At 40.0% G+C, this 17005-nt stretch carries 18 protein-coding genes and 3 tRNA genes; 11 read left to right on the forward strand and 10 right to left on the reverse strand.

Features of this window, described 5'->3' with window-relative positions; genetic code table 11:
* Positions 1-95 precede the first annotated feature (95 nt).
* From M1575_01055 to M1575_01070, 4 genes are read left to right on the forward strand one after another with little or no spacing between them, the layout of a single operon-like run.
* Entirely contained in the window at positions 96-1124 is a 1029-nt protein-coding gene (locus M1575_01055; protein ID MCL5095308.1) for a glycosyltransferase family 4 protein, read from the forward strand.
* Positions 1121-2074 (forward strand): glycosyltransferase, encoded by a 954-nt coding sequence (locus M1575_01060; protein MCL5095309.1) that lies wholly within the window; start codon positions 1121-1123, stop codon positions 2072-2074. The genes M1575_01055 and M1575_01060 overlap by 4 nt, the downstream gene beginning before the upstream one ends.
* A 5-nt stretch (positions 2075-2079) precedes the next feature.
* Positions 2080-2841 (forward strand): glycosyltransferase family 2 protein, encoded by a 762-nt coding sequence (locus M1575_01065; GenBank protein MCL5095310.1) that lies wholly within the window; start codon positions 2080-2082, stop codon positions 2839-2841.
* On the forward strand, positions 2826-4025 hold the full coding sequence (locus M1575_01070) for an O-antigen ligase family protein (protein MCL5095311.1): 1200 nt from the start codon (positions 2826-2828) through the stop codon (positions 4023-4025). Before M1575_01065 ends, M1575_01070 begins: the two co-directional genes overlap by 16 nt.
* Here M1575_01070 and M1575_01075 read toward each other — a convergent pair.
* The 7 genes from M1575_01075 to M1575_01105 form a co-directional block, all read right to left on the reverse strand.
* Positions 4009-4722: an Ig-like domain-containing protein gene (locus M1575_01075; GenBank protein MCL5095312.1), complete on the reverse strand. Its 714-nt coding sequence runs from the start codon at positions 4720-4722 to the stop codon at positions 4009-4011. The two genes, M1575_01070 and M1575_01075, sit on opposite strands and share 17 nt — an antisense overlap.
* Positions 4723-4755: 33 nt before the next feature.
* A tRNA-Thr gene (locus M1575_01080) sits at positions 4756-4828 on the reverse strand.
* A 115-nt stretch (positions 4829-4943) separates the two neighbouring features.
* Positions 4944-5288, reverse strand: coding sequence for a phage holin family protein (locus tag M1575_01085; protein MCL5095313.1), 345 nt, complete (start codon positions 5286-5288; stop codon positions 4944-4946).
* Positions 5289-5319: 31 nt separating this feature from the next.
* Positions 5320-6078 (reverse strand): hypothetical protein, encoded by a 759-nt coding sequence (locus tag M1575_01090; protein ID MCL5095314.1) that lies wholly within the window; start codon positions 6076-6078, stop codon positions 5320-5322.
* Positions 6079-6119: 41 nt separating this feature from the next.
* Entirely contained in the window at positions 6120-6620 is a 501-nt protein-coding gene (locus tag M1575_01095) for a hypothetical protein (protein MCL5095315.1), read from the reverse strand.
* A gap of 38 nt (positions 6621-6658) precedes the next feature.
* Positions 6659-8050 carry an aldo/keto reductase gene (locus M1575_01100; GenBank protein MCL5095316.1) on the reverse strand — a complete coding sequence of 464 codons (1392 nt, stop codon included), beginning with the start codon at positions 8048-8050 and terminating at the stop codon, positions 6659-6661.
* Positions 8047-8448 (reverse strand): DUF1893 domain-containing protein, encoded by a 402-nt coding sequence (locus tag M1575_01105; GenBank protein MCL5095317.1) that lies wholly within the window; start codon positions 8446-8448, stop codon positions 8047-8049. Before M1575_01105 ends, M1575_01100 begins: the two co-directional genes overlap by 4 nt.
* A 277-nt stretch (positions 8449-8725) precedes the next feature.
* Between M1575_01105 and M1575_01110 the strand changes: the two genes are divergently transcribed.
* The 5 genes from M1575_01110 (at position 8726) to M1575_01130 (ending at position 12774) form a co-directional block, all read left to right on the forward strand.
* Entirely contained in the window at positions 8726-9583 is an 858-nt protein-coding gene (locus tag M1575_01110) for a hypothetical protein (protein MCL5095318.1), read from the forward strand.
* 56 nt (positions 9584-9639) lie between these two features.
* On the forward strand, positions 9640-10323 hold the full coding sequence (locus tag M1575_01115) for a response regulator transcription factor (GenBank protein ID MCL5095319.1): 684 nt from the start codon (positions 9640-9642) through the stop codon (positions 10321-10323).
* The gene (locus M1575_01120; GenBank protein ID MCL5095320.1) at positions 10316-11233 is read left to right on the forward strand and encodes a HAMP domain-containing histidine kinase; all 918 of its coding nucleotides are present in this window, start codon (positions 10316-10318) and stop codon (positions 11231-11233) included. Before M1575_01115 ends, M1575_01120 begins: the two co-directional genes overlap by 8 nt.
* Before the next feature lie 88 nt (positions 11234-11321).
* A complete protein-coding gene (locus M1575_01125) occupies positions 11322-11627 on the forward strand; it encodes a hypothetical protein (protein ID MCL5095321.1) in 306 nt (101 codons plus the stop codon).
* Between the two features lie 649 nt (positions 11628-12276).
* Entirely contained in the window at positions 12277-12774 is a 498-nt protein-coding gene (locus M1575_01130) for a recombinase family protein (protein MCL5095322.1), read from the forward strand.
* A gap of 973 nt (positions 12775-13747) precedes the next feature.
* Here the strand turns inward: M1575_01130 and M1575_01135 are convergent.
* The 3 genes from M1575_01135 to M1575_01145 form a co-directional block, all read right to left on the reverse strand.
* A tRNA-Gly gene (locus M1575_01135) sits at positions 13748-13821 on the reverse strand.
* Between the two features lie 99 nt (positions 13822-13920).
* A complete protein-coding gene (locus tag M1575_01140; protein MCL5095323.1) occupies positions 13921-14469 on the reverse strand; it encodes a LysM peptidoglycan-binding domain-containing protein in 549 nt (182 codons plus the stop codon).
* Between the two features lie 51 nt (positions 14470-14520).
* Positions 14521-14593, reverse strand: a tRNA-Asp gene (locus M1575_01145).
* Between the two features lie 77 nt (positions 14594-14670).
* Between M1575_01145 and polX the strand changes: the two genes are divergently transcribed.
* Both polX and M1575_01155 read left to right on the forward strand, forming a co-directional pair.
* Positions 14671-16455 (forward strand): DNA polymerase/3'-5' exonuclease PolX, encoded by a 1785-nt coding sequence (polX, locus tag M1575_01150; protein MCL5095324.1) that lies wholly within the window; start codon positions 14671-14673, stop codon positions 16453-16455.
* 3 nt (positions 16456-16458) lie between these two features.
* Positions 16459-17004: a LemA family protein gene (locus M1575_01155; GenBank protein ID MCL5095325.1), complete on the forward strand. Its 546-nt coding sequence runs from the start codon at positions 16459-16461 to the stop codon at positions 17002-17004.
* The last annotated feature ends 1 nt before the right edge of the window (position 17005 follow it).

The raw sequence follows: 17005 nt of genomic DNA on the forward strand, positions 1-17005 counted from the left end.
TATTCAAATAACCCATTGAAAGAAATTTCGGTAGGTTGTTTGTTTTATGCTTTCGCAAATTTTATAATTGATTGTGGCTTCTTTAAAAAAAATTCATGAAAAAGATTTTGTTTTTAACGAGACTTTTTTATCCGCATATCGGTGGGGTAGAGAAACATGTGCGCGAAGTAGGCAAGCGATTAGAAGAAAAAGGATATAGCGTCAGTATTATTGCAGAAGGAAGAGATGAAAAAATTGCTAGTAAAGATGGATTAAAAATCTACCATATCCCGATTTCTAGAAATGAAAAACTTAAGAAATTTCAGATTTGGGTTTGGCTTTTTAAAAACAGAAGACTAATCGAAGAAGCCGATATCGTTCACGCTCATGACGTTGCCTTTTGGTATTTCCTTTGCCGTTTTTTATATCCCAGAAAACGATTTTTCGTTACCTTTCATGGATATGAACAGTATCCAATCTCAAAGAAGGCAATTTTCATAAGAAAAATCTCCGAAAAAATAGCCAAGGGAAATATCTGCATTGGTAATTATATTCCCAAATGGTATGGAACAAAACCCAGTTATTTGATTTGCGGAGCAACAGACATTTCTTCTGATTTGGCGTTACCTAATAATAATCAGGCTGTTTTTATAGGCAGACTTGATAAAGGGACAACGATCATGGCCTATCTTGAAGCTTTAAAATACCTTAAACAAAAGGGGGTGGCCATCAATTTAACTATTTGTGCTGATGGTCCATTCAGAAAAAAAGCAGAGGATTATATTAAAAAACACGGACTTGAAGTTAAAATTTTAGGCTTTGTCTCTAACCCGGAAAAATATTTAGCCAAAGCTCATTTTGCCTTTGTTTCCAGTTATTTAGCTATCTTAGAGGCGATGGCAGCTAAAAAACCCGTTTTTGCTGTTTATAATAATCCTTTAGAAAAAGATTATTTAGGATTAACTCCTTTTAGTCGGTGGATTATAAGTGAAGAAGATTCTGAAAAACTTGCCGACAAAATAAAACAATCTTTGTCTAATCCCATGATAGACAAGAAAAATATTGAAGGTGGTTTTAATTGGGCTAAAGATCAAACTTGGGAAAAAATGACTAATCTTTATCTTAAACTTTGGGGTTTACCATGAAAATTTCGTTTATTACGACCGTTTTGAATGAGGAGAAGACGATTGATCTTCTTTTTAATTCTTTGCTTTTACAAACCGAAAAGCCGGAAGAGGTCGTGATTGTTGACGGCGGATCAAAAGACAGAACGTTACAGATATTGGAAAAGAGGAATTGGAAATTAGCTAAACAGGGGATTAAGGTTTTAATTATCGTTAAAAAAGGGAATCGGGCGGTCGGCCGCAATGAGGCCGTAAGACAGGCAACAGGCGAAGTTATCGCCCTAACTGACGCCGGTTGTGAGCTTGACCGTAATTTTTTAAAGCAGATCACCGGTCCTTTCGGCAATCCGAAAGTCGAAGTTGTCGCCGGTTATTACAAGGCCAAGACAAAAACGATTTTTGAAAAATGCGTTGTTCCTTTTGTTTTGGTCATGCCCGACAAACTTAAACCGGAAAGTTTTTTACCTTCTTCAAGGTCCATGGCCATTAAAAGAAATCTTTTTCTTAAACTGGGTGGTTTCCCCGAAGAATGTTCCGATAACGAAGATTATGTTTTTGCCCAAAGATTAGTCAAAAAAGGGATAAAAATTCATTTTGCCAAAAACGCCTTGGTTTATTGGCTGCCCAGAACCAATTTATTTTCCTTTTTCCTCATGATTTATCGTTTTGCCAGAGGCGATGCACAAGCCCGTTTAAGGCGTAAAAAGGTCTTGACCGTTTACTTGCGTTATCTCCTCGGGCTTATTTTTCTGGTTTTATATTTTCTTCCTTTCAAAAAACCAATCCGTCTCGATTTAATTTTTCTTTTCTTAATTTTTGCTTATTTTCTCTGGTCGATTAAGAAAAATTACCGTTACGTTAAGCATTGGCTGGCTTTTCTTTATTTACCCCTTTTGCAAATAACGGCTGACTTAGGAGTTATGACTGGGTCGTTGAGAGGATTTTTTAAAAAAAGAGTAAAATTAAGTTAAAGTTAATGATATCAGCCATTATCCTAACGAAAAACGAAGAAAAAAATCTTGAAGACTGTTTAAAAAGTCTTGCCTGGTGTGACGAAATTATAGTGGTGGATGACTACTCACAAGATGAGACGGAAAAGATTTTGAAAAAGTTTCAGGTAGCAAGTATCAAGTATCAAGTACACCAAAGGCATCTTGATGGGGATTTTGCGAGGCAGAGAAATTTCGGGTTAGAGAAGGCGACAGGGGAATGGGTTTTATTTGTTGACGCCGATGAAAGAGTTTCTCCAACGCTTCGTGAAGAAATAATTAAAGAAATTAATGATCCTCAAAATAAATTTAACGGTTTTTTCCTAAAACGACGCGATTTTCTTTTCGGCAAGTGGCTGGAGTATGGAGAGACAAGCAAGGTTAAACTTTTAAGATTGGCCAAAAGGGGGACGGGGAATTGGCAAAGACCCGTACACGAAATTTGGCAAGTTAATGGCCCGGTCTCTACCCTCGCCTCTCCCCTTTTGCATTTTCCGCATCCCACCGTCACGGAATTTTTAAAAGACCTCAATTTCTATACCGATTTAAACGCGCAAGCTTTTTACAAAGAAGGAGTCAAAGTTGACTTTTGGCAGATTATTATTTATCCGTTGATTAAATTTATGAAGAACTATTTTTTTCTTTTGGGTTTTTTAGACGGAACAGCGGGTTTGTTGCAGGCGATGTTTATGAGTTTTCATTCGTTTATGACGCGAGGTAAATTGTGGCAGTTATGGCAAAAGCGTTAAAAATCCTTATTTTTTGTCTTTTTTTCTTTCTGCCGTTTGGTCAATTGACCAAAGTGCCCCTGGGAGTAACGGAAGTTTCTCTTTATTTTCAGGATATTATTATTGTTTTTCTTGTTTTGTTTTATTTAACAGGGTTAATTTTTAAAAAAATTCCCCGGCCAAAAGCTCTGCTTACCAAACCGCTTTTAATTTTTGGCAGCATCGGGCTGATCTCGCTTTTTTTCAATCTCGGCAATTATTCCGTAAGAGAAATCGGTATTGCTTCTCTTTATCTTTGGCGCTGGCTTTTCTATTTTGGTCTTTACTTTGTGATTGGGGAATTGGCAGGCAAAAATAAAAACGAAGCGGAGCAGTTTAAATCGGGCTTAATCCTGGCAGGGACGGCGACGGCTTTTTTGGGTCTTGCTCAGTATTTCTTATATCCTAATTTGCGCAATTTAGCGTATTTAGGCTGGGACCCGCACTTTTATCGGAGCTTCGGGACTTTTCTGGATCCTAATTTCTTGGGTCTTTTTTTGGTTTTAACTTTAATTATGGTTTTCTTTCGGCTCGAGGATGAATCTAAACGTGGTAACATGTTAACACGATACGCGATGATTTTGGGGCTTATTCTCTGTTATTTGGTTTTGGCTTTAACTTACTCCCGCAGCAGTTATTTGGCTTTTTTGGCGGCCGGAGTCGTGATTGCCCGGTTTAAGAAGTCTTTAAAATTTTTACTCGGACTCGTTTTAATCGGCCTTTTAACGGTTCTTTTTCTGCCCCGACCGGAAGGCAGTCTCGGGGTTAAACTGGAAAGGGAAGACACCATTCGCGCCAGAATCATCAATTGGCAGCAATCTTTAACGATTTTTAAAGGTAGTCCTCTTTTGGGAGTCGGTTTTAACACTTATCGTTACGCGCAAAGGAATTACGGATATCTACAGGAAAACTGGCAGGAAAGTCATGCCGGGGGAGGAGCTGACGCGAGTCTTCTTTTGGTTTTGGCGACAACGGGAACGATCGGTTTTTTAAATTTCGGTTATCTTATCTTACAAATCCTTAAATATCACCTTAAAAAAAAGAACGTGGTTCTCCTTGCCAGTTTAGCCGCGGTTTTTATTCATTCTTTCTTTGCCAATAGTCTCTTTTATCCCGAAATTACGATTTGGCTCATGTTTCTTTTAGGTCTTACGGAGAATAATTAACTTTTTTTTCAACCGTGGTTTGATTGCCGGCTTTATCGGTGGCGATAATCTTTAAAAGATTTTCCCCGGAATTTAAAGGGTAGGAATAAGAAAAACTGCCGTCATTTTTAACCATGACAAAGCGGTTATTAACGGTCACGACGGTTTCCGTATCGGTTAAACCGACAATCGATGCGTTTTTCTTCTCGCCGCTAAAATTTTCTCCATCATTGGGCTGGGTAATTTCCAATTTAGGCGGCGTTTTTTTATAGATAATAATTAAAGGATCGGCCGGTTGGCTTTGATTATTAGCCGCATCTTTAGCCTGAGCGGTGATTTTATTTTCTCCCTCCGAAAGGTTTATGTTTGGGAGAATGAAGTTGCCGTCATTGCCGATCAGAATTTTTTTGAAAGTTAGGCCGTTAAGAAAAATTTCCACCGAAGTATTGGGTTCAGCGTAGCCGCTGATGGTGATCGTAGCGCTGTTTGTCGCCGTATAAGGGGCCTCAAGACGCGGGGTATAAGGCGGAGTCGTGTCTTGTGTCAGGTCGCTGCCCCCTCGTAAATTAGCCATAAAAAGGCTGAATTCTCTTAAAGCCGGAATCCCTAAAAAAAGGAAAGAAACGAGGATGATAATGGTGCCCAGGACACTAAAAATAATCCGGCGATAGGCTCTCCGTTCTTCAAAACGCGCCAATCTTGAGATGGGTTTTCTCATAGTAAAAAGCGTTGCCCCGCCTGCCAAAGCTTGAGCCGCCTCTGGGAGTCGAACCCAGGACCTCTACTTTACGAAAGTATTGCTCTACCAACTGAGCTAAGGCGGCAACTTGATATTATTTTACTCTAAAAGGAAACATAAATTCAAATAAAAGTGCCGAAAGTATTTATCAACCGACAGCAGAAGATTTAAAAGGCAAGTAAATCTTATCCTTCACGATATTATCTTTTCTCGCTTTTTAAAGAATTTAAAAACCAAGAAACAAGACTAAGAACCAAACTGAAGATGATGGCGGTGCCGATATTGCTGACGAAAAATCCCGGGACGATGGCGCTTGCCAAAATAACCATAAGTCCGTTTAAAATTAAAATAAACAAGCCCAGGGTCATAATGGTAATGGGCAAAGTTAACAAAACCAGAATAGGTTTAATAATGGTGTTGGCAATACCCAAAACAACGCTGACCATAATGGCTGAGAAAAAATCTCTAATAACAACCCCTGGAAGAATTTGGGAAGTAATAAAAACCGCTAAACCATTAACTAATAAATTTAAGAACAGTCTCATGAAATTAAAATAGCAGATTAGTTAACTAACGTCAATTGCTTTTTGATTCCTGATAACCCGCGACTCTTTCGTAAAGTGGCCTTCCCGGACAAGGAGTAAACAAGACCGTATCTACTTGAAGACCGAAATCTCGAGAAATTAAAGAACTAATTTCTCCCGCGAGTTCTCGGTTTTTAATTCTTAAAATTCCCCCGCGGTGGCAAAAACCCGTGCAGCCGTTTTCGGCATAAATACCCAAAACAACCGGTTTTCTTTCTTTGCTTTTTAGACCTGTACGAGGCGCCACAAACAACGGCAAGGTTTCAATAAATCCGTTAACCCTTAAGGGATAATAAACAACTAAATCCTGTGTTTCTGTTTTGTATCCTTGTATAAATTCTTCAGCGGAAACTCTTTGATAAGGGAAATCAGGCCGACAAGTTTTTCTCTGATCGACAAATCCCGGTTTAGCCTCTAATTCTTCCCAAACTTCCAGATATGATTTTTGGCTTGAAAAAGTATGAATGTAAATATCGAGATATGAAACACCCTTCTTTTTTAGAGCTAATTCCAGTTTCTTTTCGTAAGCAAGCCACCAGTTATAGGAAAGCTTGTACCAAAAATAATGGTTACCTCTTTGCGACGAAAGTAATCCCCGGATATGAGGGAAAAAATGATCGAGTAAGTCAATTTTTCCTCCTTGAGCGATAAAGGATTGAAGTTTGGGAATTGATGGTAAAGCATCAATCTGCCCAATATACGTATGTCTTGAAAAGGTTTCTTTAGGACTATAAGGTCTTGCGGTGACCATAAACTGCAGAGGAGAACCGTCAATTTCCAAATCAAGAACGGTTATCGGGGAACATGGGCGCCACGGTATACATAAGCCTCACGATCGTCAGGCAGTTCCCTCATTCCTGCGGAAATCGCAAAGCGCCATGCTTTACGGGTCGGTATTTCCCCAAGGTAAACGAGACGTTTTTGGAATTGTTCAAAAGGTAAATATTCTCTTGGATCAGGTGCGTAATCCGTACTCCACCAATGAGGAGATGTCTGCTCAATAAGTCCTTTTGCTTTATACCCCTTAAGGATAGTTAAATAATCTACGCCGTTTGATTCAAATTCTGCGCTCATAAAATTGACTACATTTCGACAAGCAAAATGCCCAATTGGAGCTCCTTTTATCAAAAAGCTCGAACTTATTTTACCAAAAATCTGTAACAAATCATAGCGCGTCGGCGGCTGCGGCGAGGAAAAGGGATTTAAGGGGAAAGGGAATCGCCGCAGCCGCCTCCGCTTTTCGCTCAGCCGCCATTCGGCGGGGCTCTCTTCCCGCAAAATTTTTCGCACCATTAGAAAATTAAAAACAGGAGAAGAAAAAAACTATGAATTCAATTATCCTTTATTCGTGGTAAAACTCGCATTAGATCAACCACGTTATCATAATCAGCCAAAGTTAGTAAATTTTCAAAATTTTTAATTCCTTCACTTTCTATTCCCATTTCTTGACAAAGTCTTTTTAGAATTTCTTTCATTCTTTTTTCATCGGGATGGACCCTCTTAACCATTTCCTTAAAAAGATTACGAACTGTTGTCTTTTGGCCTTCATTGGCTGGTTTGGGAAAATTGAAATAAGCTAAGGGAATATCATGGTCTTCCCCTAAGATTTTTTGAGTAAGATTAACAAATTCTTGATACTCATCATTATAGTCTCTGGCTGGTATGTTAATTGAAGGCTTTTCTTTACCCCATTTTTTCTCCGCCGCTTTTCTAATTTTCAAATTCCGAAGGGCTCTTATGATTGGCAAGGAAAATGGACAGACCTTTTCGCAATGACCGCAAAAAAGACAAGAAGCTGGCTTAACCGGTGTTTTATTATAGACCTCCATCAGCCAATCTTTTGGCCCAAATTTTTCAAAATATCCCTCAAGCCGCAAAAATAAAGTAATGTTGATTCTCGCCGGACAACCGCCGTCGCGAGTAATACAATAACCGCACGCCCGACAGAAAGGAAGACCGATTTTTTTCACCTCTTTTTTTAATTTCTCCTTATCTTCTTTAGTAAAATTCGGATTTTTCAAAACTTCAACCACATCTTCGTTAAGTTCTCTTTCATTTAAAATTCCCGGAATAACAGTGGAAATAGTGGGGTTGATCAAACAAAACCGTATGGCGGCAGCCGCATTTTTAAAAGTTCCTCCAGCCAAAGGCTTCATCACAATAACGCCAATGTTTTCTTTTTGGCAAAATGGCAAAAGAACTTTGGTTGCCTCTTGCTCTTTGAAATTAAAATTGACCATTAAAACATCAAAAAGCCCGGTTTTAGCCACTAAAAGAAGGGTTTCAAGATTGTGTCCAGAAACACCGATAAATTTAATTTTCCCTTCTTTTTGAGCTTCTTTTAAAGCTTTTAAGGCTCCATTTTGTGAAAGAACCAAATCCAGCATCTTTTTATCTTTAAGATGGTGAATCATGTAAAGCTCAATAAAGTCGGTTTGAAGGTTTTTAAGACTTTGGGTGATTTCCTCTTTCATTTCCTTGAAAGTAAGCACCGGACTTTTAGAAGCAATAATCCACTCCGAGCGGCAAGATTTAATTATTTTACCGACTTTTAGCTCGGAGTCGGTCCAGGCCCTGGCAGTATCAATAAAGTTTATTCCACATTGGTGAGCTTTATTAATAATATCAGCCGCCTCTTTAAAGGAAACTCTCTGGATAGGAATTGCCCCAAAACCGATCTCGGAAACTCTTAAATTGGTTCTGCCTAAAATTCTAAATTTCACTTTTTTGTTAAAGAGATAACACTACTTATTAAATCAGAAATCTTATCGGTTTTTTGGGCCATTTTTTCTAACTGGCATTGGTTTCCCTTTTTGTTGTCGTAAATTTTCTCGACAATTTTTTCTGCATATAAAGGAATTTTTCGTTCTTGGCAGAAAACGAGAGCTAAACTACTTGCTAAGAGACTAAAGATTTCCTTAACTCCGGAAAAAACAGCAATTTTTGCCGCGGCCAAACCGATTGTTTTATCATAAATAGTTGCCTGTTTAAGAAAACCTTTTTTAGAAGCAATGACTAAATCCAAAATCCCTTGATGATTTGATCGAAAAACTACGCTCCGACCGCTTTTAATAATAAGAGTATATTTTCCTTCTTTAATTTGTTGTAAATATGTAGTCATATTCTAAATATAGCATATTATATTGATTTTTTATAGTTTGCGAAAATTTTGCAGGAAGCGCAGCCGCCTCCACATTTGCTCGCCCCGCCATTCGGCGGGGCTCGCTTCCCGCAAAATTTTTCGCGCCAGAAATAAAAAATAAGAAGGGAAGACACGCTTGGCTCAAGTCACCCATCCGCGCGTGTCAAAAATGTAGTCCCTAAAAAGCAGGGGTATTTTGTTAAGAACCCATTGACATTCCATAAAAATTTCTCTACTCTAAAGATAGAGAAAATTTATGAAAAAACATCTTCCCCAAAGCCATCAGGCTATAAGTAGTAAATTAAAATATCTACTTCCTGCACTCATTTTTTCTCTTGTTTTCTTCGGCACTGTAACTGCTGTCCAGAACCAAAACTCTACCCGCGTATTAGGAGAACAGACTGAACAGAAAGGAAATCAAGAAAACAAAGAAGGCACTGAGCCAAAAGAGCAAGTTGAACAGGCTGAGCCAACAGAAGCACCGGAGCCCACCGAAACTCCCGAGCAAGAACAGGAACATGAACAAGAAGCAGAAAAAATCCATCAGGAAGTGCAAAAGGAAATACAAAATAATAATGTGGATAAAGTTGAACTTCATCCAACTTCAGAAAAACCTGGGGAAGGAACGTTAAAGATTGAAAAAGTAAATGGTTCCTCAACCGAAAAAACAGTCCCTTCTTCAGTCGCATCTCTTATTAGCATTCAAAATAGTCAGGCCGGAAGTGTTTCTATTAGTGTCAGCAAAAATGGTACAGTCACATTGGTTAATGGAGGTATTACAGTCCAGACGAATTACCCCGTTGTTATTGATCCTCAAACTCAAACAATTGCAATTAAAACAACAAACGGCGTGACTGTTATCAACTCACTTCCTTCGCAGGCACTAAACGGTGTCCAACCTATCGATAAGCCAACTACCATACAATCAGCGGTACTCGGGACACAAAATGGGCAAGCCTATTATGATGTAAAAGGAGTGCAACAGAGAAGGTTTGTTGGCTTGGTGCCAATTAAGGCAAACGTTGAAACAAAGATTGATGCGCAAAACGGATCAACAATATCTGTCAACAAACCGTGGTATTTAAATATCTTTGGCTTTCTTTACTCCATATAGCCAAAACTGTAATTCCCCATTTTCTTCCCATATTTCTTCCACTATAATACCTCTGTATGCAGATTCTGATTGTGGAAGACGAGGAAAAAATCGCCAATTCCTTACGACGGGGGCTCTTGGAAGAACGCTATACTGTTGATCTGGCCCGCGACGGCGAAGAAGCGCTTTACAAACTTGACATCAACGAGTATGACCTGGTTATTTTGGATTTAATGATCCCCAAAGTGGACGGTATTACAGTTTGTCGCCAAATTCGCCAGACCAACTCTCATCTTCCCATTCTTATATTAACAGCTAAAGATGGGACCGAAGACAAAATTACGGGGCTTGACGCGGGCGCCGATGATTATATCACTAAACCTTTTTCTTTCTCGGAACTTTCGGCAAGGATAAGGGCTCTTTTCAGAAGGGGTCGCAAAGCGGATCCCACGATTCTTGTTTTTGATGATTTATCGCTTGACCCGGCCACGAAAACCGCCAAACGTAAAAATAAAGTAATTACCCTAACCGCAAAAGAGTATGCGCTTCTGGAATACTTTATGCGCTATCCAAACAAGGTTTTAACCAAGACAGAGCTATTGGAGCATATCTGGGATTATAATTATGACGGACTTTCCAACATGGTGGAAACGTATGTTAAATATTTGCGAAAAAAAATAAAAGTGGACGGGCAAAGCCGTGAACTTATCCATACCATGCGGGGCTCAGGTTATATCTTAAAGAAAGACGATCATGTTTAAAAAAGCGCGTATACAACTGATATTTTTTTATTCTCTTGTTTTTCTCTTCTTCTTCTGGCTATCTAATACAACTTTATATTTATTGGTGGGTCAATCCTTAGGAGGCGACCCATCCTTAATAGTGTTTTGGGATACTTTATTTCTATTAAATATTGTCTTCATTTTTTTAGTACCCTTTATTGCCTGGTTTTTCACTTTGTTAACTCTTAAACCGGTACAGAAAATTCATGAGCAGCAAAAACAGTTTATATCTGATGTGTCCCATGAATTAAGAACTCCTCTTTCCATATTAAGTAGCGAAATAGACGTAGCTTTGAAAAAAAATCGCCGGACAACATTTTACAAACAGATTCTGACCAGCAATAAACAGGAAGTGGGCCGTTTGGCAGCTTTAGTCGAAAACCTGTTATTTCTTGCCAGAGAAGATGAGGGGCAACAAACTGTAAAGTTTGAAAGAGTAGACATTACTGATCTTCTGGGAAATGTCACTGCTTCACTGAAGGACAAAAGCGTTAAAAAGAAAATCTCTATACATTTTGAAGCGGCAGAGGAGGCGGTGGTAGTTTCGGGACAACCAACAATGCTAAGACAACTTTTTCTCAATATTATTGACAATGCCATCAACTACACACCAATAAACGGCGCTGTGTGGGTTAGTTTGAGAAGCCAAAAGCAATATGCGCAAATAAAGATAAAAGATACAGGGATTGGTATATCAGAAGGGGATCAGAAAAAGATCTTTGAACGTTTTTATAGAGTAGATTCTTCCCGTTCTCAAGTAAGCGGTTACGGACTCGGCCTTCCTATCTGCCAATCTATTGTTCGGCTTCATCAAGGAAGTATTATGGTTCACTCTCGTTTAGGAAAAGGGTCGGTATTTACCGTTCTACTTCCCAGAGCTTCCCGCTAAATACCAGGTTTCTTCCACAGTCTTCCCATATCTCATTTTATATACTGACGTTGTTATTTATTTTTAATAAGAAAGGGGGTGAAAATATATGAACATCAAAAAAACAGTACCACTTGCTGCTTTGGCGTTGGTGCTTTTGGGTGGCGGTGCTTTTGGGATAAGTAGGGTGAAAGCAGCTCCTGTCCACGCTCAAACTCCAACTATCCAGTCTCAAAGTGCAACGCAGCAAACAGCTGATAAAGAAACCAACGATGGTGCAACTGAAGTAAAAGAGGCACGAGAAGGAGTTGAAAGTGTTGAACCCGCCAACGAACAGGCGCAGGAGAAAAACCTGCCAGGCGGCGGACACCAGGATCAAGGTCAGGCAGACCACCAGTTTGAAGGCGTTGAGTAATCTAGCTAGGAACTGGGTGTGAAAGGAACGGAGGCATAACGCCTCCGTTTTCTTTTTAAAAACTTTTATTTTCTTTTTTCCTTCCTAATATCTAAACGGCGCGAAAAATTTTGCGGGAAGCGAGCCCCGCCGAATGGCGGGGCGAGCAAATGAGGTGGCGGCTACGGCGATTCCTTTTCCCCTTAAACCCCTTTTCCTCGCCGCAGCCGCCGACGCGCTATGATTTGTTACAGATTTTTGGTAAAATAAGTTCGAGCTTTTTGATAAAAGGAGCTCCAATTGGGAAATCGCGGCGCTCGCTTTGCGAGCGCCCATTCGTTTAACGCCTCAAATCGGACTTTTTTATCACAGAATTGCCAGTTCGTTTGTGCGAAGCACAAAATCAAACTTCGTTTGACATCCAATTTTTTGCCTTTCGTCAAAGACGAAAATTCCAGATTTTCAGAAAGAAAGCGCCAATTTACTCAGCCTTTGGCGGAGCTGCCCAAAAGCGAAAAGAATTTTTGCGATGCTATTGAAAAAGTTTTGTAAAACTTGTTATACTAATGCTGGTTTCAGCATTAAAGGTCGTCCTTTTTAGTAGCCGTCTCGGACAATTCAGGGCGACTTGAGTTGAGACCACCGGGGCGGCTATTTAAGTTTTACAAACATGACTAACAACTTTCCGCAAAAATTCTTTCTCTATGCCCGCAAATCTACAGATGAAGCGGACAGGCAAGTTTTATCAATTGAAGCGCAACTAACTGAAGTCAGAGAGTATGCTCAAAAAGAAAATCTGTTGATTGTTCGTGAGTTTATTGAGACAAAATCAGCCAAACAACCAGGCAGAGAAATTTTTGAGAAAATGTTAGCGGGCATAGAGAACGGTGAGGCAAATGGAATTTTAGCGTGGCATCCGGATAGAGTCGCCAGAAATGCGGTTGACGCTGGAAAAATTATTCACCTTCTCGATAGAGGATTTTTAGCCACGCTAAAATTCCCCACTTTCTGGTTTGACAAAACTCCTCAAGGACTTTTTATGCTCTCAATCGCTTTTGGGCAGAGCAAATATTACATCGATAATCTTTCGGAAAATATCAAGCGGGGCATACGCCAAAAACTACGAAAAGGAATTTATCCAGGGGTGTGCACCACTTGGTTATGTTAACGAATTGAAAAATCACACCATTCTTAAAGACCCGGAAACTTGGCAAAAAGTCAGAAAACTTTTTCTGGCGTGTGCCGTAGGTAAATATACGCTTGATCATTTGCAAAAATTGGCGCTTTCTTTTGGCTTGGTGAGCCCAAGATCGAAAAGAAAATTATCAAACGCTACTTTACAGCGATTGCTCCAAAACCCCTTTTACTATGGCTGTTTTCAATACAAAGGTGAGCTTTACGAAGGAGTCCATGAGCCAATAATTTCCCAGCAACTTTTTGAAAAGGTGCAGCGGGTAATGAGTGATCGCGGAAAACCAAAGAAAGAAAATCAGGATTACAACTTTATTTACACTGGAATTTTTAAGTGTGGCGAATGTGGTCGAGCTATCACCGCTGAACAGCATACTAAAAAATCTGGTTTGGTTTTCCGCTATTACCGTTGCACCAAAAAGGACACTGATTGTCAACAAAAGTTTCTCAACGAGAATGATTTATTTGCTCAACTCAACGATATTTTTCAAAAAGTTGCTTTACCAGACGGCTGGTTGAAACCAATCTTAAATAAACTTGACCAAGAGGAAAAAGAAATCAGCCAGTCGTCAAAATCTTTCGCCCAAAATCTCCAAAGAGAAATCGGTGAAATTGAAGTCAAGCTCTCCAAAGTCCTTGATATGCAACTAGATGGTTCAATTTCTCTTGAGGAATACAAAAAGAAAAAGGAAGAACTTATAAACCGAAAAACCGGACTGAAACAAAAATTAGCTGATTTTGAGCGAAAGGGAAATTATTGGCTCGAACCGATGAGGAATTTCATTTTAGCCGCTCACCAAGCCAATTTATTAATAAATTCTGAAAATTTGGAAGAGAAGCGTAGCTTCCTGCAAAAAATTGGCTCGAACTGGCAACTCTGCGATAAAAAAGTCAGATTTGAGGCGTTAAACGAATGGGCGCTCGCAAAGCGAGCGCCGCGATTTCCCAATTGGAGCGGGATAGCGGAATCGAACCGCCTTCTCTACCTTGGGAAGGTAGCATACTACCGGTGTACTAATCCCGCACTAAAAAATCTAAACGATTTTTCAGTGTAAACACTAAAAAATTCTGAATCTAGTTCAGGTTGATTTTTTTAATTAAGCTTTTGAAAATATCCAGATTTTTATCTTGGCAAGGTTAAGACATTGCCGGCGTGAATCAGGTTAGGGTTTACCAAATTATTCGCCTGGGCAATTTTTGACCACTGATAACCATCGCCATAAGCTCGAACCGCAATGTCCCAAAGGTCGTCACCCGTAACGACCGTATAACTTCCGCCGGTAATCGAAGGTGTTGCTGCCTCGGTTATGCCTGTTAAGGGAAGGATCGGTTCGACTTTGGGAATCTTAAGCTGTTGTCCCGCCTCGAGATAATCAGGATTAGAGAGTTGATTTTCTTTAGCAATATCTGACCAGTTATAACCGGATTTGAAAAATTTTTCAGAAATTGACCAAAGAGTGTCTCCTTCGGCGACGGTATAGGTCGCTGGTAAAGCAACTTGTGCTTCTTTCTTTTCTTCGGTTTGTGATTGTCCCGCCTGACTGCCATTTTTACGACCTCCGGAAAAGAAATTGAAAAGCAAAATACCGATGACAATAACGACCAATAAACCCAAAGCCATGGAGACGTAAGATTCAGAGAGTTTTAAGCTTTTAAGAAATTTTTTCCACATAACTTAATCTTCCCTCCTTTCCAGGCAGAAATTCAGGCAGATTCAGTTTAGCGGACCCGGCCGGGATCGAACCGGTGATCTCGTCCTTGACAGGGACGCGTGTTAACCGCTACACCACGGGTCCAAAAAAAGAAACTGCCAGAGCCATAATAATAGATTATTGTCAAATAGTCAATCCTTTGCTATGATTTTAAGTGTCATATGACCAATCAGGAAATCGCCCGGCTTTTAAAGAAGATTGCCGCCGCTTATCTTGTTAAAAACGAGAATCGCTTCAAAATTATGGCTTACGAACGGGCGGCCGATAGTCTCGAAAATACCCCCATTGAAGCTAAAGGTCTTTGGCAAGAGGGAAAATTAGACGAAATCCAAGGCATCGGTCCTTCAATTGCCGGTCATCTTGATGAACTTTTCAAAAAAGGCAAGATTCGTCATTTTGAGCAGGTTTTAAAAGGTCTGCCCGAAGCGATGTTTTCTCTTTTAGCTTTGCCCGGTTTTGGCCCCAAAAAAGCTTATAAATTAGCTAAGGTTTTGAAATTAAAAAGCGCCAAGACCGCCATTACCGATCTTGAAAAGGCAGCTAAAAAAGGGAAAATAGCCGTGATTGAGGGTTTCGGAGAAAAATCCCAACAAGATATTCTTGAGAGCCTGAAAAGCTTTAAAAAAGGACAGCTTAAAGAAAACCGCATCAATTTGCCACTAGCTTCAGCTTTGGCTACGGAAATAATTAGCTATCTTAAATTATGCCCGCAAAGTTTACGGATCGATCCGTTAGGTTCTTTGAGAAGACAGGTGGCGACAATCGGAGATATTGATATTGCCGTGGCTACCCAAGACCCCCAAGAAGTTATCGATTGGTTTATTAAGTATCCCCGAAAACAAAAATTAGTGGAAAAAGGGCCAACCGGCGCCAGTTTGCTTCTTCATAACGGCCGGCAGGTTGATTTGCGGGTGCAAAAACCCAAAGCCTACGGGGCGATGCTTCAATATTTTACCGGTTCGAAAAACCATAACGTTCATTTGCGCGAATTAGCCTTGAAACATGGTTTGTCGTTATCCGAATACGGCATTAAAAAACTGGGGAAAAACCATAAAATAAACGAATATAAAGACGAGGAAAGCTTTTATCAGGCCGTCGGTCTTCCCTTAATTCCCCCGGAATTGAGAGAAAATACCGGAGAGATTGAGGCGGCTTTGCGACAAGCTCAAAACAAACCCGATGGTTTACCCAATTTAGTTAAACTCGACGATATTAAAGGAGACCTGCATCTCCATTCTGATTTTCCCATCGAACCTTCTCATGATCTGGGCGTCTCTTCCATGGAAGAAATTATCGAAAAAGCCGAAAGTTTGGGGTACGAATATCTGGCTTTTTCCGAACACGCACCCAGTGTCAGTCAACATTCAAAAGAGCAGATCTTCAGTATCTTATCAAGACGGAGAGCGATAATTGAGCAATTAAAATTGACTACTAAAATTGTTCGAGTAATAAATTTACTTGAAGTGGATATTCTCACTGACGGCAATTTATCAATCGAAAAGAGAAGCTTGGCTTTACTTGACGGAGTCATTGCCTCGGTACACAGCGGTTTTCAACAAAACAAGGAGCAAATGACCAAAAGAATTTTACGGGCTTTGGAAAATCCCCAGGTTAAGATTTTAGGGCATCCGACCGGGAGATTACTCGGACGAAGAGAGGGTTACGAGGTTGACTGGGAAGAAATTTTTGCCTTTTGTCAAAAACACGGCAAGGCGCTGGAGATTAATGCCTGGCCGGAAAGACTCGATCTTCCGGATTTTTTGGTTCGTCAAGCCATCGCCAAAGGAGTCGGTTTAATTATCTCAACCGACGCCCATAAAGTTTCGGAAATGGATCTTATGTCCTATGGAGTTGCGGTCGCTCGCCGGGGATGGGCGGAAAAAAATGACATTTTAAACACTTTAGACTATAATGAATTTTATCAATGGTTAAAAGAGAGGAGGTGAGGCATGTTGCCTGTTTTATTATTAGGAATTGTTCTTCTCGTCGTTTTTGTCTGGGGTTTATACAACGGTTTAGTGACAGCCAAAGCCCGTGTTGATGAGTCCTGGAGCGGCATTGACGTTCAGTTAAAAAGAAGAGCCGACCTAATTCCCAATTTAGTGGAAACCGTTAAGGGTTATGCGACTCATGAAAAAAGCGTCTTTGAAAATGTGACTGAAGCCAGATCCGCCCTAATGGGAGCGAAGACCCCGAAAGAGAAAGCGGAAGCTAACAATCAGTTAAGCGCCGCTTTAAAAAGTCTTTTTGCCGTGGCTGAAGCTTATCCGGATCTTAAAGCGAGTCAAAACTTTGCGGATTTACAACAGCAATTGGGGGATACCGAAGATAAAATTGCCTATTCACGACAATTTTACAATACGAACGTGCTTGATTATAACGTCAAAATTAAGGTCTTCCCCAATGTTTTATTGGCCGGACCGTTAGGATTTCGCGAAGTCGAATTCTTTAAGGCGGCGGCGGAAGAAAAAGAAGAAATTAAAGTTAAGTTTTAAT

This window comes from Patescibacteria group bacterium, assembly GCA_023473585.1.
GTDB lineage: Bacteria > Patescibacteriota > Microgenomatia > JAMCYU01 > JAMCYU01 > JAMCYU01.